This is a genomic window from Agrobacterium rubi TR3 = NBRC 13261 (assembly GCF_000739935.1).
Taxonomy (GTDB): Bacteria; Pseudomonadota; Alphaproteobacteria; order Rhizobiales; family Rhizobiaceae; genus Agrobacterium; species Agrobacterium rubi.
The window spans coordinates 626512-650428 of sequence record NZ_BBJU01000007.1; the positions used below are offsets into that span (position 1 = coordinate 626512).

Sequence of the window (23917 nt, forward strand, 5' to 3'; positions counted from 1 at the left end):
ATGTCTATGATTTCCTGCTAATGAGCAGATCACGATTGATTTTGAACAAGGCGACGACGATGGCAGATACGATTTTCACCGGCTGCATTCCTGCTCTTATGACCCCATGCAAGGCGGATCGCACACCGGATTTCGATGCGCTGGTGAAAAAGGGCAAGGACCTTATCGCCGCTGGCATGTCTGCGGTGGTATATTGCGGTTCCATGGGCGACTGGCCTTTGCTGACCGATGAGGAACGCCAAGAAGGCGTGCGTCGTCTGGCCGAGGCTGGCATTCCGGTGATTGTCGGCACCGGAGCCATCAACACGAAATCGGCTGTCAGCCATGCCGCCCATGCTGCAAAGGTGGGCGCCAAGGGGTTGATGGTGATCCCGCGCGTTCTGTCACGTGGTTCGTCGTCATCTGCCCAGAAGGCGCATTTCTCGGCCATTCTCGAAGCAGCCGATGGATTGCCTGCGGTTATCTATAACAGCCCCTATTACGGCTTTGCCACCCGCGCTGACCTGTTCTTCGACCTGCGGTCGCGCTACGCCAACCTGATCGGCTTCAAGGAGTTCGGCGGCAAGGCAGACATGACCTATGCTGCTGAAAACATCACCGCTGGCGATGACGATCTGACCTTGATGGTCGGTGTCGATACCGGCGTCTACCACGGCTTTGTCAATTGCGGTGCAGGCGGTGCCATCACCGGCATCGGCAATGCGCTGCCGAAGGAAGTGCTCCACCTCGTTTCCTTGTGCGAAAAGGCTGCACAAGGTGATGCGACCGCTCGCCGTGACGCGCTGGAACTCGAGGAAGCGCTGACCATGCTGTCCACCTATGACGAAGGTCCGGACCTCGTGCTGCACTACAAATATCTGATGGTGCTGAATGGGGACACGGAATACACGCTGCACTTCAACGAAAGCGACGAACTCAGCGCCTCGCAGCGCCGCCAGCTCGAGACGCAGTATGCGCTGTTCAAGGCTTGGTACGCATCGCGCTATGCGAACTAACACTGTTTTGAAACTGACGATCGTTAAAAAATGCGCCCCCACAGGGCGCATTTTTTGTTTGGTTCAAGCAACCTGCTTTTCAGCGATAGCGCTCTCGCTCTGCTCACGCAAGGTGAGATAATCGACCAGATCCTTGATCGTTACGACAAGCAGGCCATGGCGCTCTGCAAAGACCAGCAACTGCGGCAGGCGTGCCATGGTGCCGTCCTCGTTGGCGACTTCGCAGATGGTGCCGGAGGGAAACTTGCCCGCAAGGCGGCACAGATCGACCGCTGCTTCCGTATGGCCGGTGCGACCGAGAACGCCGAGCGGATTGGCGCGTAACGGAAAGATGTGGCCTGGCCGGGCGAAATCATCCGGCTTGGTATCCGGTGCCACGAGCGCGCGCACCGTTTTGGCACGGTCGCTTGCGGAAATGCCGGTCGTGGTGCCGGGGATATAGTCCACTGACACGGTAAACGCCGTCTTGTGAAACTCGGTGTTGCGCGGCACCATCAGTGGTATGTCGAGTTCATCCAGCCGTTCGCCCGGCATGGCGACGCAGATGAGACCCCGCGCGTGGTTCATCATGAATGTGATGTGTTGCGCCGTAATGCTGTCGGAAGCGACGATGATGTCGCCTTCGTTTTCGCGGTCTTCGTCATCCACGACGATGATCATCTCACCGCGTGCAATGGCGTCAATCGCATCGTCTATTTTAGAAATCGTCATGTCTTGCCTTTCAAGGGTTATGCCGTTTCCGGCACTTTCGCGTTTTTGGAAAAACGCCAAATCTCCCTTGGGCGAACAACGCGGCAGCGCCCGCTGTGCGCGGGTTCTGTCACCTTGTTCTCTTCCATCCGGACTATACCGTCGGCTCCGGCCTCTCACCGGATCTGCTGACCTTTCGACTTGCGCCGAAAGCGCTCGCGGGCTCCGGGTAAACCCGATACCGCCGGTGGGGAATTGCACCCCGCCCTGAGAACAGGTTGAACATAGGACACAGGCGTTCTCACAGGCAAGAGGCAAACGATCCATCGCAGGCCGCTCTAGGGAAAAGAATTTCCCCACAGCAGCTTTATCCAGAAATGGGGGCGCATTTCAGCGTTATTTTTTTCCCATTTAGGAAAATGAATTTTTCCTCTTGTAGCTCTAGTGACTTGAGGTCGTAGGACTGTGGTCATGAATGAAAAGGACCACGTCATGAGCACGGCTTTGCAAACCAGATTTCGAGTGGAGGGCATGGATTGCGCCTCCTGTGCCACCAAGATCGATACGGCCGTGCGACGCATGGACGGTGTGGCGGACGTTTCGGTTTCCGTGACTGCCGGTACGATGACCGTCAGTCATGATGACAGCAGCGACCTGATTGCCATCGGCAAAAAGGTGAGCGGCCTCGGTTACGACGTCAAACAGCTGTCCGCAGACGTTTCCAGCAAGCCGGACGTGCCGCACGAGCATGGTGCCGCTTGCACGCACAGCCATGCTCACCATCATGAGCATAAGACAGCAGGTGCGGCGCCAGTGGCGGTCGAGGTCGAGGGCCTACATGGTCACGACCACGGTCCAAGCGTCGGCCCATGGTGGAAAAGCAAGAAGGGGCGGGCGACCATTCTGGCCGGTGTGGCCCTGGTTGTGGCTTACGGTATCGGCCATCTGTTTCCGCCTATCCAGTTTTATGCTTTCACCGCCGCGATGCTTGTCGGTCTCGTTCCCATCGCCCGGCGTGCCTTCATGGCCGCCCGCGCCGGAACGCCGTTTTCCATCGAAATGCTGATGACGATTGCGGCCCTGGGTGCGCTGGTCATCAATGCCACGGAAGAGGCGGCAGCCGTCGTCTTCCTGTTTCTGGTCGGAGAGTTGCTGGAAGGCGTTGCCGCCGGTAAAGCCAGAGACAGCATCAAATCGCTTGCCGCGCTGGTTCCTAAAACGGCGTTTGTCGAGGACGCAGGCAAGACGCGCGAAGTGCCCGCCGAAAGCCTCGCCCTCGGCGCCGTCATTCTTGTGCGCCCCGGTGATCGTATTTCAGCTGATGGTGTGATCTTGTCGGGTGAAAGCGCCATCGACGAGGCGCCCGTGACGGGCGAGAGCGTGCCGGTGCACAAAAAGCCCGGCGACACTGTCTTCGCAGGCACCGTCAACGGTGACAGCGCAATGCGCGTGCAGGTGACCGCCACGGCGCAGGATAACACCATTGCCCGCGTCGTGAAGCTGGTGGAGGAGGCGCAGGAGAAAAAGGCGCCGACCGAACGTTTCATCGATCGTTTCTCCAAATACTACACACCGGCTGTCGTGGTCGTTGCCGCGCTGGTCGCCGTCATTCCGCCGCTCCTCATGAGTGGAGACTGGAATGAATGGATCTATAAGGGCCTTGCCATTCTGTTGATCGGCTGCCCTTGTGCACTGGTAATTTCCACTCCCGCCGCCATTGCCGCATCCCTATCAGCAGGGGCGCGTCAGGGTCTGTTGATGAAGGGTGGGGCCGTTCTGGAAGGGCTCGGGAAGCTGACGGCAGTCGCGCTGGACAAGACCGGTACATTGACCGAGGGCAAGCCGAAGGTCACGGATATCGTGCCATTCGAATTCTCTGAGGTAGAGGTCTTGCGGCTTTCCGCAGCACTTGAAACGGGCTCGAGCCATCCGCTTGCTCTGTCCATTCTTGCAAAAGCTGCCGAACAGAACATCGATATTCCACCAGCCAGCGAGGCGAAAGCGCTGGGTGGCAAAGGTGTGACAGCGGTTGTCGACGGGCAGGAGATATTCCTCGGTTCTCCGAAGGCAGCTGCTGAGCGCGTGACGCTTTCAGAGCAACATCAACAGGCGATTACCGCGCTCAACGATGACGGTAAGACCGTCTCCGTTCTCGTCGTCGGTAGCCGTTTGGCCGGTGCTATCGCCATGCGTGACGAACCACGGGCGGATGCCATCAGCGGGCTGAAGCTGCTGAAGGATCGCGGTATCAAGATCGTGATGCTGACCGGCGACAACAAGCGCACGGCAACGGCAATCGGCCAGACGTTGGGCATCGATGTCCGCGCCGAATTGATGCCGGAAGATAAGCAGCGCATTGTCGGTGAGTTGAAGCAGGAAGGCTTCGTGGTCGGCAAGGTTGGCGATGGCATCAATGATGCGCCAGCTCTTGCCGCTGCCGATATCGGCATCGCCATGGGTGGCGGAACGGATGTGGCGCTGGAAACCGCCGATGCCGCCATTCTGCACGGTCGCGTTGCCGATGTCGCGCGTATGGTTGATCTGTCAAAACGCACCATGCGTAACATTCACCAGAATATTGCCATGTCGCTGGGTCTGAAGGCCGTGTTTCTGGTCACGACGATCATCGGGATCACCGGCCTTTGGCCTGCGATTCTGGCCGACACGGGCGCGACCGTTCTTGTCACGCTCAATGCCCTGCGATTGCTGCGCGCTTCGAGGGCTTAAAACTCGGCCACCTTGCCCCAGACGGAGGCGTTAAGGCGGGAAGGGCGGTAGGGCACCGGGTCGACAATCGGCGTTGTCCCGGTGACGATATCGGCGACGAGATGCCCGGCACCGGGGCCGATACCGAAGCCGTGACCACTGAAGCCTGCGGCCAGGATGAGGCCGGAAATGGGTTCTACCTCGCCGATCGCCGGTACGCCATCCGGCGTGCTGTCGATGAAACCGGCCCATGCGTTGGCGATGGTCGTCTTGCGCAACTCGGGCAGCAAATCCTGCGCCCGACGAAAGGTTTCATCGATCTGGGTCTGGTCTGTCTTGGGGTCGAGAATGCGGTTTTTCTCCATCGGGGTGATCTCGTCCATGCGCCACGTCTTCAGCGTCTCATGGCCCGCCTTCCAGCCTTCCAACCCGCCAAGTGCAAGGCTTTTGCGACGTTTGAGAAACATCGGTACGAATTCGCGGGAAAAGCGCAGCTGCTGCGGTGTGGGATCGACACGTGCAATGCCGCTGATGGCCAGTGTGTAGCCACCATCGCTACGGCTGGTGATGGAAACCTCTGCCGTGTGCAAGGCATCCGGCAGATCTTGGGCGCCCGGCGTGACCGACAGGATGGAGGAGCGAACGGCGGCTTGCGGAAAGCGGATGCCGAGTTGGTGGCAGAAGGACGATGCCCATGCCCCGCCAGCAAGCACCACGGTTTTGGTGGCGATCGTCCCGTGTTCGGTGACGACACCGGAAACCTTACCCGCCTGCAATTCCAGCCCCCGCGCGGCGCACATCTGGTGCACGGTGCCGCCAAGCTTCATGATAGCGCGTGCCACGACGGGTGCGGCGCGTGATGGATCGGCAATGCCGTCTGTCGGTGAAAACACGCCGCCCTTCCAATCCCGGTTGGTGGCGCGGCCGCGCTCACTGGCTTCATCCGCACTCAACATGTGGGTGGTGACGCCGACCGTGCGGGCGAAATCACGCCAGCGCGCCCACCCCTCGAGTTCGGCTTCATTGTTACTGAGATAGAGCAATCCACAACGTCGAAAGCCGGTGTCTTCGCCCGTGTCCTGCGCAAAACGCTCCCAAAGCGCCAGACTGTATGTGGACATGGGCAATTCGCGGGCATCGCGGTTCTGCTGACGGCACCAGCCCCAATTGCGGCTGCTCTGTTCGGCACCGATCATACCCTTTTCAACCAGTGCCACCTTCAAGCCGCGCTGTGCCAGATAATAGGCAGAAAACACGCCTGCGACACCACCACCGATAATGACGACATCGGCTTCTTTCGGCAGTTGCGACGTGGTCTCGATGCGGTACAGCGGTGCAGGCATTGCGTTCTCCTATGGACGCTCCAATACTACTGGAAACACTCTTTCGCACCTGCCGCAGGACGTGGTCTCGACAGAATTTTATTCTGTAGCGCGTCCGTCCGCCGCATCTATCTGCCAAATTTGCATGTAGACCCGCTGGAGCATCGGTATTCCGGCAGTTTTGCTTGCGCTGTTAGATGCGCCGCATATTATGCTGCGTGACAATGACCCAGCGGGATGTGTGGCGCCATGAAGCTTGACCGGATCGATGTAAAGATTCTCCATGAACTTCAAAAGAACGGCCGCATCACCAATGTGGAGCTGGCGGAACTGGTCAATCTGTCGCCGAGCCCGTGCCTGATGCGCGTCAAGAAATTGCAGTCGGAAGGGTACATCACGAGCTATTCGGCGCAGATCAATATCGGCAAGCTTGGCCAGACGCTGACCGTCTTTACCGAAGTGACCTTGAAGAACCACCGTCAGATCGATTTCGCCCGCTTTCTCGCCGCTGTCGAAAAGCTGGATTCCGTCATCGAATGTCATCTCGTGTCCGGCGGCTACGACTATCTGCTCAAATTCGTCACCGGCAGCATCGGCGAGTATCAGACGATCATGGAGCGCTTGATCGACATGGATATCGGAATCGACAAGTATTTCAGCTTCGTCGTGCTGAAATCTCCCATCGTCAAGCCACACATGCCCCTGACCAGCCTGTTCCCGATGTAACCAAGCAAGCGTTTAGCGCTGCGCGAAAGCACGCACCAGTTCCGGGTCTCGCTCCAACCCGTCTAGCCAGCCCGTGTCGAGTTTCGGCACGGATGAAAACAGCAGCTTGGAGTAGGGGTGCGCATTGGTGTTGCCGATGGCAGATGGTGGCATCTGCTCGACCTTTTCACCGGCATACATGACGGCAATCTCATCGCAAATCGCCTGCACCACCGATAAATCATGGCTGATGAAGATGTAGGAAAGCTTCAGTTCTCGCTGCAACTCCTTCAGCAGATCGATGATGGCAGCGGCCACGACTGTGTCGAGTGCCGAAGTAATCTCGTCGCAGAGGATGATTTTTGGGTTGGCGGCCAGCGCGCGGGCCAGATTGATGCGCTGCTTCTGCCCGCCGGAGAGTTCGGCTGGACGCCGGAACTTCATGGCACGAGGCAGTTGCACCATGTCGAGCAGCTGGTCGACTCGCGCCTCGCGTCCACGCCGGTCCATGCCGTAATAGAAGGCAAGCGGGCGCTCGAGAATATCGGAAATCGACTTGGATGGGTTGAGCGCGGTATCGGCAAACTGAAACACGATCTGCAATTTGCGCAGGTCTTCACGCTGACGATCCCGCGCATTCGGTGCCAATTCCCTGCCATCGAAAATGACATGGCCCGAAACAGGCGGCAGGATGCCTGCGATGGCGCGGGCAAGCGTGGATTTTCCGCAGCCGGATTCGCCGATAATGCCAAGATTGCGGCCCTCTTCCAGTGAGATATCCACGGATTTCAGGGCCAATGCCAGTGGCATGCCATTCGGCTGGATGGGACCATAACCAGCAATGATGCCTTGCGCCTCCAACAAAGGCTTTTTGCTGACTGCAGCATCCGGATCAACAGCGCTTGCGTGAATGCGGGGCCTAAAGGCAGCAAGCAGCTCCTGCGTATAGGGGTGTTTCGGGTGGTTGAGGATCTGGTCGGCGGTGCCGATCTCCTGGACTTCGCCACCTTTCAGCACGACGATGCGGTCGGCAATCTGCGCGACCACGGCCAGATCATGAGAAACGTAGACGCCTGCCAGATTGCCCGCCTTCATGACGGATTTGAAGGCGCGCAGCACCTCGATCTGGGTGGTCACATCAAGGGCTGTCGTTGGCTCGTCGAAAATGACCAGACGCGGATTGCCGATCAGTGCCATGGCAGCAGACAGTCGCTGCAATTGTCCACCGGAAACCTGATGCGGATAACGCTCGCCGATCGTTTCGGCATTGGGCAGAGCCAGCGCACGAAACAGCTCGACGGCTTTTGTTTTCGCCTCTGCATCGCTCATCAGACCGTGAATGCGAACGACTTCGATGACCTGATCCATGATCCGCTGTGCGGGATTGAAGGCAGCGGCGGCACTTTGCGGGACATACGCGACATCGGTGCCGCGCAATTTCGACAGGGCCTTTTGCGATGTCGCTGCCATGTCCGTTGTGCCCAGCCGAACGGAGCCGCCAACGATTTTGCAGCCCGGGCGCGTGTGGCCCATCATCGTCAGCGCGATGGTCGTCTTGCCGGACCCGCTCTCGCCGATCAAGGCGACGATTTCGCCATCAGCGATGTCGAAGCTCACGCCGCGAATGATCTCAACGATACGACCAGTATCGGTTTTGGCCTCGACCATCAGGTCACGAACTTCAACGAGATTGGCCATCATGCACTCCGGTCACGAATTTTCTGCGGCAGGTTGTCGATCAGCATGTTGACGCTGATGGTGAGCGTCGCGATGGCAACCGAGGGAAACGTCACCGCCGGTGCGCCGAAGGACAGGCCGCCGATATTTTCCCGCACCAGCGCACCCCAGTCTGCGTTGGGTGGCTGCACACCGAGGCCCAGGAAAGACAGACCGGAGAGGAGCAGGACGATGAACACGAAGCGCAGCCCGAAATCGGCCAGCACCGGGCCCAATATGTTGGGCAGGATTTCGGCACGGATGATGTAGAAGACGCCTTCGCCGCGCGCCCGCGCCACGGTGACGAAATCCATGGTGTTGATGTTGACGGCAAGCGCTCGGGCGAAGCGGTAGGAGCCCGGCATGTAGATGATCGCCATCGTCATGATGAGGATCGGGATGGAAGGGCCCAGCGCCGCAACGATGACCAGGCCGAATAATTTGCTGGGAATGGAAATCAAGGCATCGAGGAAGCGCGACATGCACTGGTCGAACCAGCCACCTGCCACCGCCGCGCACATGCCAAGCGTTACCCCGGAAAAGCAGGCGATGGCGACCGCAGCGAGCGAGATGCCGACCGTGTAACGTGCGCCCATGAGGATGCGCGAGAAGATATCACGTCCCAGATAATCCGTGCCCATAATGAACTTTTCGGACATGGGACCGAAATAGTCGAAATCTACGATATCGCCGACGGGGTAGGGAATGAGCAGCGGCGCGAAGATGGCAATCAGCGCCCAAAGAAGAATGACCGTCAAGGCCGCGATGCCGATGGCATTGAATCGATAACCGAAGCTGCGGGGAGAAAGCGCGAAACGGGCCATGATCAGCGAAGCCTCGGATTGGCGACGATGGCAATGATATCGGCGATGGTGATCAGGACGAGATAACCGAGGCAGAAAATCATCGAGCATGTCTGGATGAGGGGCAGGTCGCGGGTCGACACGGCATCCACCATCAATTTGGCGATGCCGGGATAGTTGAAGATGGTCTCAACGATGATGACGCCCCCCAGCAGGTAGGACACAGACAGCGCCACCGCGTTGACGATGGGGCCGAGCGCATTGGGCAGCGCATGCCGCAGCACCATGCGAGAGCGAGACGCACCTTTCAGAAGGGCAATTTCCACATAGGGCGTATCCAGCGTTTCGATCACGGCTGCGCGTGTCATGCGGATCATCTGCGCTGAGATAACGAAGCTCAAGGTGATCACCGGCATCGCGAAAACCCGCAGCAATTCTCCGAACGAGTGGACCTCGTTGGCAAAAGCAAGGGCTGGCAGCCATTTCAGGTACACCGCGAAAAAGAGGACGGCGGAGGTTGCGACCATGAATTCAGGCACCGAAATCACGGCAATCGTAACCGTGGTGACGATGCGGTCGTAAACGGTGCCGCGCATGATGGCGGCCGTAATGCCGAGCGTGAGCGCGATGGGAATGGAAAACAGCGCCGTGACGGCAGCCAGTTTCAACGTGTTTGCCAGACGCCCGCCGATCAGATCGGCAATAGCCATGTTGTTGGCGTAGGACTTGCCAAGATCACCCATGGCAAGACCACCCAGCCAGCGCAGGAACCGCAGGATAGCTGGATCATCCAGATGCATGGCGGTGCGGAGACCGGCAACAGCCTCGGGCGTGGCGGATTGCCCGAGCAATATCTGCGCGACATCGCCTGGCAGCATCTCGGTCGCGAAAAACACGGTGAAGGAGACGATCAAAAGGGTGATGATCGCGATAAATAGCCGGTTCACCACAAGTGCAAGGACATGTTTGTTCATGCGGCCTCTCTTTCGGAAACGATCTCGGCGTCCATGCACGGCATTGTCCGGCCAAAGGCTGCGGATAGCAATGCGTCGGGAGCCAACGGATGTTGCCCGCCGCCAATTGCAGCGGGCAAAGTTTCCGGATCAGGCTTCGAGCCAGACATGCTCCGCAAAGGCATAACCCATCATGCCGCCAAGCGGGCTGGGCTGAAGGCCTTTCAGCTTGGAGGAGATGCCATCGACGTTGGAGATGTAGACTGGGACGATCGTGCCGGCTTCTTCCGCAATCATCACCTGCATCTCGTTGTAGATGGTCTTGCGCTTTTCGATGTCGAGCAGACCGCGGGCTTCCACCAACATCTTGTCGAATTTCTCCGACTTGTACTGGCTTTCGTTCCAAGGCGCGTTGGATGCGTAAAGGAGCGAGAAGAGAATATCCGGTGTCGGGCGCGGGTTGATGTTGCCGAAGTGGACGGGTGCCTTCAGCCAGTAGTTGGACCAGTAACCGTCAGACGGCACGCGCTGGACGTCGAACTTCATGCCAAGCTGTGCGCCCGCGGCCTGCACCACCATCGCCATGTCGATCGAGGATGCAGCGGCTTCCGATGCGACAATCGGGATCGACTGGCCGATGAGACCGGCTTTTTCGAAATGGAACTTCGCTTTGTCAGGGTCGAAGGCTTTCGGCTTCAGATCCTTGTTGTGATACATGTTGGCTGGTGAAACTGGCTGGTCGTTGCCAATTTCGGCCAGACCGCGCAGAACGGATTTCTGTATCTGCTCGCGATTGACCAGATATTTCATGCCCTGCACGAAATCGGCCTTGTTGCCGGGTGCCATATCGAGGCGCATGTTGAGGTTGGTGTAGTTGCCGGAGGTCGTCTTGGAGATAACGACGTTCGGCTGGCCCTCCATCAAGCGGATGGCGCGTGGGTTAACGGATGCGGCGAGCTGGATATCGCCGGCCAGAAGCGCGTTGACGCGGGCCGTATCGTCTGAGATCGCGAAGAATTCGAAGGAGTCGAGATAAGGCCCTTCAGACTTCCAGTAGTTCTTGTTCTTCGTGGCGACAGAGCGAACGCCCGGTTCGAAAACCTCGCAGACGAAAGCACCGGTACCGTTGGCCTTGGCAAAGTCTGTCGTGCCATCGGCAATGATCATGAAGTGATGCAGTGCCAGAATTGTCGGCAAGTCTGCATTTGCATTTTCGAGGGTGATTTCGACGGTGAGGTCATCGACGGCCTTGAAACCCGTCATCTGCTTGGCGATGGAATTGACCTTGGAGCCGACGGCAGGATCGAGGTGCCGCTTGAGAGAATAGACGACGTCTGCCGATGTCAGCGACTTGCCGTTGTGGAAGGTCACGCCCTTGCGCAGCTTAACGGTCCAGACCTTGGCGTCCTTGCTGTCGATGCTTTCGGCCAGTTCCATCTGCGTCATGCCTGCCTGATCGATGGTCGAGAGGCGGTTGTAGAAGGCGCAGCAGCGAACATAGTCGGTCGAAAGCGATGCCTTGGCAGGGTCAAGCGTATCGGCTGTGGAGGAAGACCAGCCGGCCGCTTTCAGGGAGCCGCCGGACACCGGTGCTGCGGCCAGTGCCTGGCCGGCGCGGCCGAGAATGGCGGAGCCAGCAGACATGGCAATGCCACCGGCCATCAACATCTTGAGAAGGTCGCGACGGCTTGCGCCGCGGCGAATGGCGTTCTCAACCATCGCATCGTCGGCGGATGTCCAGTTCATCATGGAATTATCGGTCATGTTCATTCCCCTTTTTGTTGAGTTCATGCGGGTCGAACGGCTTATGACGCCGCTTTTTACCCATCGAGGGCAGTTCAGGCGTTGGCTCTCTCCTCGACGGCATCGGCAAGTGCGGCCATTGAGGTGAAGTGGAAATCCGGCTCCGTAAAGTTTTCAGGCTCGATCGTTCCGCCATAGCCCTTTTGTGCATGGCGCCGTTCGATCCAGCAGTTCGTCATGCCCAGCTTTCGCGAGATTCCGATATCGTGGTACTGGCTCTGGGCGACGTGGAGAATATCGTCTTTGCTGTTGCCTTCGGACTGAACGAATTCAAAGACATAGTCGAAAAAGGCAGGGTCTGGCTTTTCAGTACCCGTGTCGTCGGCGGTAAAGCCTTGATAGAACGGGTTTCCGAGCTCTTCGGAAAAGCACTCGAAAGCCCAGCGCTGGGCATTCGTCATAGCGATCAGCTTGTAGCGCTTTGCTAGCTGCGCAAGTGCTGCGGCACTGTCAGGAAAGGCCTTCCAGCTTTTGGCGGAATCGCGAAGCCGTTCACCAAGGGCACGGTCAGAAGGCAAGCCGAGGTCTGGCGCGATGACGAGATAGACGCGAACGAGATCATCCGGGAACAGGCCGACATCCGGCAGGTAACGCGCTGCGCGATAGAGCGTCAGCGCCGCTTCGCCGTCGACAGTGACGCCGTGCTCTTCACCAATCTGCTTCAGGCAATTCGTCAGGCCGCTCTCAAAATCAATCAGCGTTCCAACCACGTCGAAGCTCAGATATTTGAAGTCTGCTAAACTCTTCGGCAATGTCGTGCTCCTGTTTGAATGCGGATCGCGGATGACCTTGGTTATCTCTACAGAATTCTGTGCTGTCAGTTTCTATCCGATATCGCTGTTTTCCGCCGTCTTTCACCCATCATCGCAACAATTGCTCGTGGCATCAGCTGAAAGACCAGACCCATGCGGCAGAATATTCCGAATATGCTGCCAAAGCGGTATATCCAGCGCAGCCTTACGCCATGGCTGATCGCACGTCCGGGTCTTCCAGCGTCTGATCCAGTGTCATGCGGGTACGCTCGATAATGGCATCGATTTCGCTTTCCGTGCAGCACAGCGGCGGTGCGTAGCCAAGAACGCCGTTGCCGAAGGCACGGATGACGAGGCCATTGTCCCAGGCACGGTCGAAAATGCGGCGGGATGGGTCGGCAGCAGCGGGCAGGGGCGTCTTCTTCTGCTTGTCCGTCACCAGCTCGATGGCCGCCAGCATGCCGCGACCGCGCACATCTCCCACCAGCGAGTGGTCTGCAAGGCTTTGAAGCCCCGCCATCAAACGCGCGCCCGCTTTGACACCGTTTTCGAGAAGCCCGTTTTCGTAAAGTCTCAGCACTTCCAAACCGACAGCGGCGCTAACCGGATGGGCGGAATAGGTATAGCCGTGACCGATGGCGGCGCTCCCTGCACCATCTGCAATCGTATTATAGACCCTGTCCGACATGAACACAGCACCCATGGGCACGTAACCGGAGGTGAGCCCCTTGGCCGTTGTCATGAAGTCAGGGACGACATCATCTTGCTCGCAAGCAAATAGCGGGCCGGTACGGCCAAAGCCGGTGATGACTTCATCGGCAACAAGCAGCACATCATACTCTTTGCAAACCGCATGCATCGCTTTCAGCCAGCCATCTGGTGGCACAAGAACGCCGCCTGAACCCTGAATGGGTTCGACATAAAAGGCCGCAACACGCTCCGCACCGATCTCCTCGATCTTCGCCCGCAATGCCGCAACCGAAGAGGCGATAATGGCTTGCGGGTCGGTGCCGACGGGGTTGCGATAGGCATAATGCGACGGAATTTTGTGCTGCCAGTCGAATGGCAGGCCGAAGCCCGCATGAAAGATCGGAAGTGCTGTCAGGCCCGCACCGACCGTACTGGAACCATGGTACCCCTGCTCCAGCGAGATGAACTGGTCTTTCTGCGGAGTACCGAGGGAATGATAGTAATAGCGGATGAAACGCACGGTGCTGTCCACCGCATCAGAACCGCCGAGCGTGAAATAGATATGGTTGAGATCACCCGGCGCGCGGTCTGCCAGTTCGGAGGCCAGCCGGATCGCGGCTTCCGAGCCAAGGCTGAAATAGCCCGTCGCGTATGGAAGCTCGCGCATCTGTTTTGCAGCCGCTTCAACGATGCTTTCATGGCCATAGCCCGCATTGACGCACCACAGACCGGCGAAGCCATCGATCATCTGGTGGCCGCTCATGTCGGTAACGGTTGCGCCCTTGGCGGATTTCAACACCCGTACACCGAGCTTTTCATGGCCTCTGTAGGAGGCGACAGGATGGACCAGATGAGCGCGGTCGAGTTCGATGAGGGAATTGCTGAGCATAGTGATCTCCAGGGTCAACCGAGGGCCTGACTGGCCAATGCAAAAGTTTGAATGGTGGTGTTTTCGCGGGGGTGGGCATCGCGAACCATGGCAATGCCGCCGCCAACATGGGAGAGGCCCACTTCGGTCAGCCATGGCGCAAGACCAGTGTGTTCGCTGGTGTCGACGCGCAGGAATTGCCCCTCGCGCTCGGCCATGAGAAAAGACAGCAGCGTTTTTGCATCGTCGGCATTTTCTGCCACGACGGGGCCAGCGACTTCGCCACGCCCGAAGCGTCTGATGGCACCAAAGCCTGAGATTTGTCCATTGCGACGAATGACGGCCAGTCGGTCATGTTCGGCAAGGTATTCGATCAGATTGCGGCGATCCATGCCGCAGGCGGCTAGGTCGAGGCTGGCGCATTCTGCCACGTCTTTTGCATCAGCCCACTCCACGCCCTCGCTTGGCGCGATGGCGGAAACCGGTCCCTGATGCTGGACGATGCGATGCGTTTCGCGAAAACCGAGCTTCTGGTAAAGCGGCAATCCATCTTGCGTGGCGACCAGCCGGCATTCGCGACCGCTGGCGGCATCGAGCGCAAAATCCATCAAACGCTTGCCGATTCCCAATCCGCGCATGGCCTCGTCGACAATGACCATATTGATGGTGGCGACATCGTTCCCATACAGCGTGGCCATCGCGGTGCCCAGAACGCGACCTTTGTGAACGGCAGCGACACCCTTGCTGAGTGACAAAGCCATGGCCCAATCTTCGATCCGGTGCGGCCACTGCGCCTGTTGTGATAGGGCATGTGCACCTTCCAGATGGTCGTGGGTCAGTTCAACGAGATCGATCTGGCTCGCCAGCATGGCGTATTCCCTCGCGGCATGTTTGCTTTTCTCTTTGATAGCCCCTCAAGCAAAGAACATCGTCCTGACCTCGGCATTGGTTCGCTCTGTTTCATCTGTCTGTGATGGGGTGCGCCGCATCTTATGCTGCGGGTCAGGAGTCACAGGCCTCTCAGCGTTGCCTCGTGGCTGCTCTGCACAACTCTCTGCCAAAGCCGCGCATCGATACGCAACAATCTGCTTTGCCGCACGGTGATTGCGGTGACCGCAGCCGAATTCTCACGCCTATGATGCTCTAAACAGCGCAGCCGCACGGCCAATCCATGAGGACAATCGACATGACCCAGTTTCGCCCCAAGTACATCACCTTCGATTGCTACGGTACGCTGACCAACTTTCAGATGGCAGAGGCGGCGCAGACGCTTTATGGCGACCGGCTGGATGCGGAAAAGATGGCGCAGTTCATCAAGAACTTTGCGGCCTATCGGCTGGATGAAATTCTAGGGGACTGGAAGCCCTATAATGAAGTCGTTCACAACGCAGTCGAGCGGGCCTGCCGAAAGAACGGTGTTACCTTCAAGGATGAGGACGGTCGTTTCGTTTACGAGCAGGTGCCGAGCTGGGGTCCGCATGCGGATGTGCCCGCCGGACTTGCGAAAGTCGCCAAGGAAATTCCGCTGGTCATTCTGTCAAACGCCATGGATGAACAGATCATGCATAATGTCGAGAAACTCGGCGCACCCTTCCATAAGGTCTATACCGCGCAGCAGGCCAATGCCTACAAGCCGCGCTTCAAGGCGTTCGAATATATGTTCGATATGCTGGGCTGCAATCCGGAAGACATTCTGCACGTCTCCTCATCCTTCCGCTACGATCTCATGTCTGCGCATGATCTCGGCATCAAGAACAAGGTCTGGGTTAACAGAGGCCACGAACCGGCCAATCCCTATTACGGCTATACCGAGATCAAGGATATCTCGGGTCTACCCGGCGTCGTCGGACTTTGATGTAACTCTCTAAGGGGAATGAGGACGATGCAGTTCAAATCCTACTGGCACGATACGGCACCCGTCTTTACCTCTGCGGCACCGGGACAGGTCGAAGGCACGTTCGATGTCGCCATCATTGGTGGCGGCTTTACCGGCCTGTCGGCAGCGCGCAGTCTGGCAAAGGGCGGCGCGAAAGTGGTGGTGCTGGAGGCACAGCATGTTGGCTTTGGCGGTTCGGGCCGCAATGGCGGCCACCTGAACAACGGCATCGCCCACAGTTTCATCTCGGCGAAGGAACATCTGGGCGTGGAGCGTGCCAGCGCCCTCTACCGTGCCTATGACGCGTCGGTGGATACGATCGAGGCAATCGTCGCCGAGGAGGGTATCGATTGCAGCTTCCGGCGGGCCGGCAAGCTGAAGCTGGCATCGAAGCCTGCCCATATGGATGCGATTGCGAAAAATTTCGAGGTCGTCCATCGCGAAATCGATCCTGATACCGCGCTTCTCTCCAAGGCCGATCTGAAAACGGAAATCGGGTCGGATGATTTCCACGGGGCCATGCTATCCAAGAAAAGCGGCATGATGCATATGGGCCGTTTCGTGCATGGCATCGCGCAAGCCTGCGTGCGCCATGGCGTAACCATTTTCGAAAAGACACCGGTGACGCATCGCAGCGAACAGGGCGGTATAAACCGCTTGACGACACCACGCGGTTTTGTCGAAGCGCGCAATGTCGTCGTTGCCACCAATGCCTATACATCCGGCCCGTTCGATTATTTCAAGCGCCGCATCATCCCGGTCGGCAGCTTCATTGTGGCGACGAGACCGCTGAGCGATTCCGAGGTCGCCTCCGTCATGCCCGGCAACCGCACCTGCGTCACCTCAATGAATATCGGCAACTACTTCCGGCTATCACCGGATAACCGGTTGATCTTCGGCGGGCGGGCGCGGTTTTCCGCAACATCGGATGCGCGCTCAGACGCCAAAAGCGGTGAAATCCTAAAGAACGGCCTTGCCGAGATGTTTCCGCAGCTTCGTGGTGTCGATATCGACTATTGCTGGGGCGGTCTGGTAGGCATGACCAGCGACCGCTTCCCGCGCGCAGGCGAAGTCGACGGCCTGAATTTCGCCATGGGTTATTCCGGCCATGGCGCGCAGATGTCGATCCACATGGGAATGCTGATTGCCGATAAATTGCTCGGCAAGCCGGATCGCAACCCGCTGAAGGGTCTGGATTGGAATGCAGTGCCCGGCTATTCCGGCAAGCCTTGGTTCCTGCCGGTCGTCGGCTTTTATTACAAGATGCTCGACAAGTTCCAGTAAAGGCAAAAGGCCCGCTTTTGCGGGCCTCTTCGTTTCAGTTCAGGCCGCCAATGTGGAAGGCCTTGGTTTCCAGATATTCCTCGATGCCGCACTGCGCGCCTTCACGGCCAAGGCCGGATTGCTTGACGCCGCCGAAAGGCGCGACTTCCATGGAAACGGACCCGGTGTTGAGCCCCACCATGCCGAATTCCAGCGCTTCCGCCACCCGCCAGGAACGCTTCAGGCTTTCCGTGTAGAAATAGGCGGCAAGGCCGAACGGTGTGCCGTTGGCGATGGCAAGCGCCTCGTCTTCCGTCTCGAAGCGGAAAAGCGGCGCGACAGGTCCGAAGGTTTCCTCCCCTGCAAGCAGCATGTCTGTCGTGGCGCCCCCCAGCACGATGGGGGCGGTGAATTGATTGCCTTCAGGCAATTTCGGTGGCGTCGAGAGAATTTCTGCACCCTTTGAGAGCGCGTCTTCGATATGGCGGTTGATCTTGTCGATGGCGGCGGCGTTGATCATCGGCCCGATCGTGACGCCCGCCTCCGTGCCGGGGCCGACCGTCATGGCGGACACCCGCGCTGAAAGTTTTTCCGCGAAGGCATCATAGACGCTTGCCTGAACCAGAATGCGATTAGAGCAGACGCAGGTCTGGCCGCCATTGCGGAATTTCGAGGCGATGGCGCCTTCGACGGCGAGGTCAAGATCGGCATCGTCAAACACGATGAAAGGCGCATTGCCGCCAAGCTCCAGGCTCAGACGTTTGATGCTGTCTGCAGCACCGCGCATCAGAAGCGATCCGACACGGGTCGATCCAGTGAAGGAAATCTTGCGCACCGTTTCGTTCGACAGCAGCTCGTTGCCGATTTCCGTCGGCATGCCGGTGACGATGTTGATGACACCGGCGGGAATGCCTGCCCGTTCTGCCAGAACGCCCAGTGCCAGCGCCGAATAGGGGGTGAACTCGGAGGGTTTGATGACGACGGTGCAGCCGGCGGCAAGCGCGGGCGCGACCTTGCGGGTAATCATTGCATTGGGAAAATTCCACGGCGTGATGATGCCGCAAACACCAACTGCCTCTTTCATCACCACGATGCGCCGGTCTGCGGTGGGCGCGGGAATGGTGTGGCCGTTGATGCGACGGGCTTCCTCGGCAAACCACTTGACGAAGGATGCGCCATAGCGGATTTCGCCTTTGCCTTCGGTCAGCGGCTTGCCCTGTTCCATGGTCAAGAGGAGCCCGAGATCGTCCTCGTGCTCGATCATCAGCGCGTGCCATTTTTCCAGCAGCGCTGCGCGCTCGGCATGGGTTCTGGCTTTCCATGGGCCAAAGGCTTTTGCCGCAGCATCGATGGCAGCTCGGGTTTCATCGCCGCCCATATCCGGTACGGTGCCCAGCACGTTTTGCGTTGCCGGGTCTATCACATCAACCGTCTTGCCGGATGCCGCATCCAGCCATTGGCCGCCGACAAGGCCATGCTGCCGGAAGAGATCAGAATCTTTCAGAAAGTTCATGCGGTTCTCCTCTTTTTTTAAACCAGCGCTGCCAGCACGGCGGCTGTAATGGTGTCCGTCTTGTCCTTGCCGGGCACGGTGCCAATGCCCCTGGCCGTTGTTGCTTCGATGGCCGACATGATATCGGCTGCGGCTTGGCTTTCGCCGAGATGGTCGAGCATCATCGCGCCGGACCAGATAGCGGCGATGGGATTGGCAATGCCGAGATGGGCGATGTCGGGCGCCGAGCCATGTACGGGCTCGAACATCGAGGGTGCCGTGCGATCAGGGTTGATGTTGGCCGAGGCCGCAAAGCCAAGCCCACCCTGAATGGCCGCACCCAGATCGGTCAGGATGTCGCCGAACAGGTTGGATGCGACGACGACATCGAGGCTTTCCGGTGCCATGACCATGCGCGCTGCCATGGCATCGATATGATAATTCGTCACCTCCACGTCAGGATATTCGGCGGCAATCTTCGCCGTCATCTCGTCCCAGAACACCATAGAATATTTCTGGGCGTTGGACTTGGTGATGGACGCAAGTTTCTTACGACGGGAGCGTGCCTGCTCGAAGCCGAAACGCAGAATGCGCTCCACACCTGCACGGGTGAAGATCGAGGTTTCGACAGCGACTTCATCCGGCGTGCCGACATGGACGCGGCCACCGGCACCGGAATATTCCCCTTCCGTGTTCTCACGGATGCAAAGAATATCGAAGCCTTCTTTCCTCAAGGGACCCTCGACGCCAGGCAGCAGACGGTGGGGGCGGATATTGGCATATTGCACGAAGGCCTTGCGGATGGGCAGCAGCAGACCGTGAAGCGAAACGGCGTCCGGCACCTCGGCTGGCCAACCAACGGCACCCAATAAAATGGCGTCAAAGCTGCGCAGAGTTTCGATGCCATCTGATGGCATCATTGCGCCCGTTTCCTTGTAGAAGGCGCAGGACCATGGAAATGTCTTGCCCGTCAGCGTGAACGTTCCGTGCTTCTTGGCGGCAGCCTGCAACACAGCCCAGGCGGCGTCCGTCACGGCGGTGCCGATGCCGTCACCGGGAATGAGTGCGATGGAATGGTTTTTCATATGCAATATCCGCTTTAGAGATCGATGAGAACACTTTTGGACTTCCGGTTCGCCATGTAGGCCTCACGCCCCAAATCCTTGCCGATGCCGGAGCTTTTATAGCCACCGGTTGGCAGAATATGGTCGCGAGAACGACCATAACGATTGACCCAGATCGTGCCCGCCTGCAACCGCCTCGTGACGCGAATGGCGCGCGACAGATCACGCGTGAAAACGCCTGCCGCCAGACCGTATGTCGGATGATCGGCCAGGGCCAAAGCCTCTTCCTCATCCTCGAATGTCTGCAACGTCAACACCGGCCCGAAGATTTCCTCGGTCACGGCAGGGGAATTCTGTGTCACGTTGCCGAGCAGCGTCGGCGCGTAAAAATAGCCGTCGCGATCCATGATCTGCCCGCCCGTCAGACATTCCGCACCGGCACCGATCGCTGCACGCACGATGGCGTCGATCCGTTCGATCTGCTTTTGCGAAATGATCGGGCTGTACTGGGTTGTCTCATCCCATGTCGGACCGGTCTCGACCCGGCGCATAATAGTGGTGATCGCAGCGATGAGTTTCTCCGCAATCTCCTTGGCGACGATCAGCCGTGAACCTGCCACGCAGGCCTGGCCCGCATTGGAAATGATGCTTTGTGCGACAGCCTTGGCGGTGCGCTCTATATCGGCATCGGCAAAGACCACCTGCGGGCTCTTGCCGCCTAGCTCCAAAGTCATTGGCTTGATGCCGGTGCGGGCGATGTTCTGCATGATAGCGGCACCGGCGGCGGTTGAGCCGGTGAAGCTGACCTTGGAAATCTCCGTGTGGCCTGTGATGGCGGTGCCGGTCACCAAGCCATCGCCCAGAACGATGTTAATGAGCCCGGCAGGAATACCCGCCTCGACCGAAAGCTCGGCAATGCGCAACGTCGAAAACGGCGTCATTTCGGATGGCTTTAGCACCACGGCATTGCCTGCCGCGAGCGCTGGCCCCAGCTTCCACCCGGCCATCGACAGCGGAAAATTCCACGGCGTGATGGCGCCCACGACACCATAGGGCTCGGTCATGATCATGCCGAGACTGGTGTCGGAGGTGGGGACGAGATCGCTGCCTTCCTTATCCGCAAATTCGGCAAAGAACCGGATTTGCTCGGCGGTCACAGCAATATCGCCCGCCACCAGATGCCCGACGGGCCGGGTGGAGGATACGGCCTCCAGCTTCGCCAGATATTCCGCATCCCGCTCGATCAGATCGGCCCAACGTTGCATGGCTCTGACACGGTCGCGCGGGCGCACGCCGCCCCAATTGCTGGTTTTGAGTGCCGTTTTGCCGGTCTGAACCGCTTGATCCAACAGATCGGCGCTGGCCACAGGGCAATCACCGAATGCTGCGCCATCCGACGGGCGGCGCATGGCAATGCCTTCGCTGGCGGCCACCCTTTCCCCGCCGATGAAATGATAATGCGGCAGCGAAATCGTGTCGGGATCAAAACTGAGCGTCATGGCTTTGCGCCCCCTATGCCGGGTCCGTCACGGTCACGTAAATCTTGCGAACCGTCTCGATGGTGCGCCAGACGCCGACGAAACCGGGCTTCATCATAAAACTGTCTCCGGCGCGGTAGGTAACGGTTTCGCCATCTTTTTCTTCCAACTCGATGACGCCGGAAATGATGTGGCAGAACTCGTAGGTCGTACCTTTGATGGAATGCGTCTCGCCGGGCGTGGCTTCCCATATGCCGGTGTGAACGGTGCCATCGCGGCAATCATCCAGCGCCCAGGTCTTGAAGGATGGATTGCCGGAAATAAGCCGCTCCGGCGTCGGCTTTGCCTCCTTCGGCGTGGTCTGCGGGTTGGTATCGATACGGGTAATCAGCGACATGGAATGTCCTTTCTGTGATGGTCAGTAGCCGCGGCTGCGGTCGATGAGGCCGATGGGATCAAGGCCGTTTGTGTGTCGGCGGATGTTGTCGATGACGGCCATCGCTGCCGTTTCCGGCTGGGTGACGGAGGCGATGTGCGGGGTGATGATGACGCTGGGGTGCGTCCAAAGCGGGTGGTCAGCTGGCAGCGGCTCCGGGTCGGTCACGTCGAGCATGGCACCGGACAAATGGCCGCTGTCGAGTGCGTCGATCAACGCGGCTTGATCAAGCTGCGGGCCGCGTCCGGCATGGATGAGGGCCGCTCCAGTTGGTAGCTTTGCAAACAGGTCGGCATTCAGAAACCCGCGCGTCTCAGGCGTCAGCGGCAGCAGGCAGATCAAAATGTCTATGTGTGCCAGAAAACCGTCGAGTTGATCTGCGCCATGGTGGCAGGTCACGCCGTCTATGGTGTGGGCGCTGCGGCTCCAGCCGGCGAGAGGAAAGCCGAAGGGTTTCAGCCGCTCCAGAACCGCTTTGCCGAGATGGCCGAGGCCCAGCACGCCGACACGTCGCTCCTGCGCCTGCTTGACCGGCTGCGCTGTCCATTCCGCGCGTTTCTGTTGCGCCAGATAGTCGGGCAGACGGCGGTGGAGCGCCAGAACACCGAGCGTCACATATTCCTGCATCATCCTGATGATGCCGTCTTCCACCATGCGCACCAGCTTGACATGGGCGGGCAGCGCTGACGTATCGAACTGGTCGATACCGGCACCAATGGAAAACAAAATCGCGAGGTTTGTATAGCGCGCAAGATCAGATGGCGCCGTCCAGGTGATGATGTAACGCACGCGTTCAGGATCGACGGACGCCGGATCGGACGCAAACGGCACCTCTGGCAATTCCCGTGCGAAAAGCTCGGCGAAGATTTTCGCCCTTGCTGCGTCGGAATTGAACAGAAATGTCATGGGCAACCCTCGTCTTCGATCGTCCAAAGGTGGCGTATTTCCAACGGCAGGATGCACTGAAGCGGCGATGGCTCGCAGCACATCTGACCGATTCAGCCACTCAACCGAGCTCCAAGGCTCACGAGCATGCTGCGGCAGGCAGTGAGTTCATCGCGGGTAATGAACTCGTTAGCCTTGTGGGCGCGGGCGATATCGCTGGGACCGCAGATAATGCTGTCGATACCGGCCGCCTGGTAAAGCCCCGCTTCCGTGCCGTAGCTCACCGCTGGCAACGGCTCGATGCCGGTCAACTCATGCATAAGGGCGGTGAGCGAAGCATCAGCGGCAAGAGACAGAGCCGGATATTCGCTCAACGTGTCGAGCGTCACATCGAAACCGGTAGCCCGCAGCGCCTCTGTCGCTTTGCGCAATGGCTCGAGCAGCTCAGCCGGCAAAACACCTGATATCGCCCTTGCCTCTATATCTGCGACACACAGATCGGGAATGATGTTGACGGCCTGTCCGCCGCTGATCGTGCCGACCTGAAGCGAGGAGTAGGGCGGCTCAAAATTGCTGTCGAAAGGGCCTTGGGTCAGAGCATTTGCCGCCTTCACGGCACGTGTCAGGATCTCGCTCATGGCATGAATGGCATTCAGGCCCTGATCGGGCCGCGACGAATGGCCCGAGCGACCGTGGATTGTGATACGCGCTGCTGCCTTGCCCTTATGGGCGCGAATGGCGTGCAACCCGCTCGGCTCTCCCACGATGCACATCTCCGGAAGCGCGCACAGTGTGGGAATGATTTTGATGAGGTGCGGCACGCCCTTGCAACCCGCTTCCTCGTCATAGGAAAAGGCAAGATGTACGGGCCGTTTCAATGGCATTTTCGCAAACTCAGGCAGAGCAGCGAGAGCGCAGGCCAAAAAGCCCTTCATGTCGCTGGTACCGCGTCCGTACAGCTTGTCGCCTTCGGCACGCAGGCCGAAGGGGTCGCTCGACCAGTCAGCTTCAGCAGCCGGAACGACATCCATATGCCCGGAGAGAATGACACCCGGCACGTCCTTCGGGCCGATAGTGGCGAACAGGTTGGAGCGATCACCCTCTGGCCCCAAAGCGATCGTCACCTCCGCACCGTGGCTTCTGGCGTATTCGGCAATCCACTGCACGATATCCGCATTGGGCTGCCCCACCACCGAGGGAAACGACACCAATCGTTCCAATATATCGAGTTCCGTCATATCAGCTCCGCGCTCTTTTCAGACAAGCTAGAGACTTTGCGAACCAAAATACGCCGAAAGCCTCTTCGCTTTAGTGGATACTGCTGAAAGTCCGGCGAATTCGGCTGAAATATTTGGTGTGGATGCCGTAATTCTGGACGACGGATTTAACATGCAGGGACGCTCATGGCGCACGAAGCCTG

Annotated in this window: 20 protein-coding genes and 1 riboswitch; of the genes, 5 read left to right on the forward strand and 15 right to left on the reverse strand. The window is 58.7% G+C overall.

Annotation, left to right across the window (positions count from 1 at the left end; translation table 11 throughout):
• Positions 1–59: 59 nt before the first annotated feature.
• Complete coding sequence (locus RRU01S_RS07320; protein ID WP_045229680.1) at positions 60–995, forward strand: dihydrodipicolinate synthase family protein; 936 nt, start codon at positions 60–62, stop codon at positions 993–995.
• Positions 996–1058: 63 nt separating this feature from the next.
• On the opposite strand, the gene ribB is transcribed toward RRU01S_RS07320, so the two are convergent.
• A complete protein-coding gene (ribB, locus tag RRU01S_RS07325; protein WP_045229681.1) occupies positions 1059–1706 on the reverse strand; it encodes a 3,4-dihydroxy-2-butanone-4-phosphate synthase in 648 nt (215 codons plus the stop codon).
• A gap of 112 nt (positions 1707–1818) precedes the next feature.
• A riboswitch (FMN riboswitch) is annotated at positions 1819–1964 on the reverse strand.
• 213 nt (positions 1965–2177) lie between these two features.
• On the opposite strand from ribB, the gene RRU01S_RS07330 reads away from it, so the two are divergent.
• Positions 2178–4412, forward strand: coding sequence for a heavy metal translocating P-type ATPase (locus RRU01S_RS07330; protein WP_045229682.1), 2235 nt, complete (start codon positions 2178–2180; stop codon positions 4410–4412).
• Here RRU01S_RS07330 and RRU01S_RS07335 read toward each other — a convergent pair.
• Entirely contained in the window at positions 4409–5734 is a 1326-nt protein-coding gene (locus RRU01S_RS07335) for an NAD(P)/FAD-dependent oxidoreductase (protein WP_045229538.1), read from the reverse strand. The genes RRU01S_RS07330 and RRU01S_RS07335 overlap by 4 nt on opposite strands.
• 228 nt (positions 5735–5962) lie before the next feature.
• Between RRU01S_RS07335 and RRU01S_RS07340 the strand changes: the two genes are divergently transcribed.
• Complete coding sequence (locus RRU01S_RS07340; protein ID WP_045229683.1) at positions 5963–6439, forward strand: Lrp/AsnC family transcriptional regulator; 477 nt, start codon at positions 5963–5965, stop codon at positions 6437–6439.
• 12 nt (positions 6440–6451) lie between these two features.
• On the opposite strand, the gene RRU01S_RS07345 is transcribed toward RRU01S_RS07340, so the two are convergent.
• The 7 genes from RRU01S_RS07345 to RRU01S_RS07375 all read right to left on the reverse strand — a co-directional run bounded on the left by RRU01S_RS07345 (position 6452) and on the right by RRU01S_RS07375 (position 14872).
• A complete protein-coding gene (locus RRU01S_RS07345; protein WP_045229684.1) occupies positions 6452–8116 on the reverse strand; it encodes an ABC transporter ATP-binding protein in 1665 nt (554 codons plus the stop codon).
• On the reverse strand, positions 8116–8958 hold the full coding sequence (locus tag RRU01S_RS07350; protein WP_045229539.1) for an ABC transporter permease: 843 nt from the start codon (positions 8956–8958) through the stop codon (positions 8116–8118). Before RRU01S_RS07350 ends, RRU01S_RS07345 begins: the two co-directional genes overlap by 1 nt.
• Positions 8959–8960: 2 nt before the next feature.
• On the reverse strand, positions 8961–9911 hold the full coding sequence (locus RRU01S_RS07355) for an ABC transporter permease (protein ID WP_045229540.1): 951 nt from the start codon (positions 9909–9911) through the stop codon (positions 8961–8963).
• 129 nt (positions 9912–10040) lie between these two features.
• Positions 10041–11654, reverse strand: coding sequence for an ABC transporter substrate-binding protein (locus RRU01S_RS07360; protein ID WP_045229685.1), 1614 nt, complete (start codon positions 11652–11654; stop codon positions 10041–10043).
• A 74-nt stretch (positions 11655–11728) separates the two neighbouring features.
• Positions 11729–12445, reverse strand: coding sequence for an HAD-IA family hydrolase (locus RRU01S_RS07365; RefSeq protein ID WP_045229541.1), 717 nt, complete (start codon positions 12443–12445; stop codon positions 11729–11731).
• A gap of 205 nt (positions 12446–12650) precedes the next feature.
• Positions 12651–14024, reverse strand: coding sequence for an aspartate aminotransferase family protein (locus RRU01S_RS07370; RefSeq protein ID WP_045229686.1), 1374 nt, complete (start codon positions 14022–14024; stop codon positions 12651–12653).
• Positions 14025–14038: 14 nt separating this feature from the next.
• On the reverse strand, positions 14039–14872 hold the full coding sequence (locus tag RRU01S_RS07375) for a GNAT family N-acetyltransferase (protein WP_045229542.1): 834 nt from the start codon (positions 14870–14872) through the stop codon (positions 14039–14041).
• Between the two features lie 317 nt (positions 14873–15189).
• On the opposite strand from RRU01S_RS07375, the gene RRU01S_RS07380 reads away from it, so the two are divergent.
• Together RRU01S_RS07380 and RRU01S_RS07385 are read left to right on the forward strand one after the other, a co-directional pair.
• On the forward strand, positions 15190–15858 hold the full coding sequence (locus tag RRU01S_RS07380; protein WP_045229687.1) for a haloacid dehalogenase type II: 669 nt from the start codon (positions 15190–15192) through the stop codon (positions 15856–15858).
• A gap of 27 nt (positions 15859–15885) precedes the next feature.
• Positions 15886–17163, forward strand: coding sequence for an NAD(P)/FAD-dependent oxidoreductase (locus RRU01S_RS07385; protein WP_045229543.1), 1278 nt, complete (start codon positions 15886–15888; stop codon positions 17161–17163).
• 34 nt (positions 17164–17197) lie between these two features.
• Here the strand turns inward: RRU01S_RS07385 and RRU01S_RS07390 are convergent, their stop codons facing one another.
• From RRU01S_RS07390 to argE, 6 genes are all read right to left on the reverse strand, one after another.
• Complete coding sequence (locus tag RRU01S_RS07390) at positions 17198–18655, reverse strand: NAD-dependent succinate-semialdehyde dehydrogenase (protein WP_045229544.1); 1458 nt, start codon at positions 18653–18655, stop codon at positions 17198–17200.
• 17 nt (positions 18656–18672) lie between these two features.
• On the reverse strand, positions 18673–19719 hold the full coding sequence (locus RRU01S_RS07395) for a tartrate dehydrogenase (RefSeq protein WP_045229545.1): 1047 nt from the start codon (positions 19717–19719) through the stop codon (positions 18673–18675).
• A gap of 14 nt (positions 19720–19733) precedes the next feature.
• Positions 19734–21197 (reverse strand): aldehyde dehydrogenase family protein, encoded by a 1464-nt coding sequence (locus RRU01S_RS07400; RefSeq protein ID WP_045229546.1) that lies wholly within the window; start codon positions 21195–21197, stop codon positions 19734–19736.
• A 13-nt stretch (positions 21198–21210) separates the two neighbouring features.
• Entirely contained in the window at positions 21211–21573 is a 363-nt protein-coding gene (locus tag RRU01S_RS07405; RefSeq protein WP_045229547.1) for a cupin domain-containing protein, read from the reverse strand.
• Between the two features lie 21 nt (positions 21574–21594).
• Positions 21595–22518, reverse strand: coding sequence for a 2-hydroxyacid dehydrogenase (locus RRU01S_RS07410; protein WP_045229548.1), 924 nt, complete (start codon positions 22516–22518; stop codon positions 21595–21597).
• A gap of 92 nt (positions 22519–22610) precedes the next feature.
• A complete protein-coding gene (argE, locus tag RRU01S_RS07415; protein WP_045229549.1) occupies positions 22611–23735 on the reverse strand; it encodes an acetylornithine deacetylase in 1125 nt (374 codons plus the stop codon).
• Positions 23736–23917 lie beyond the last annotated feature (182 nt).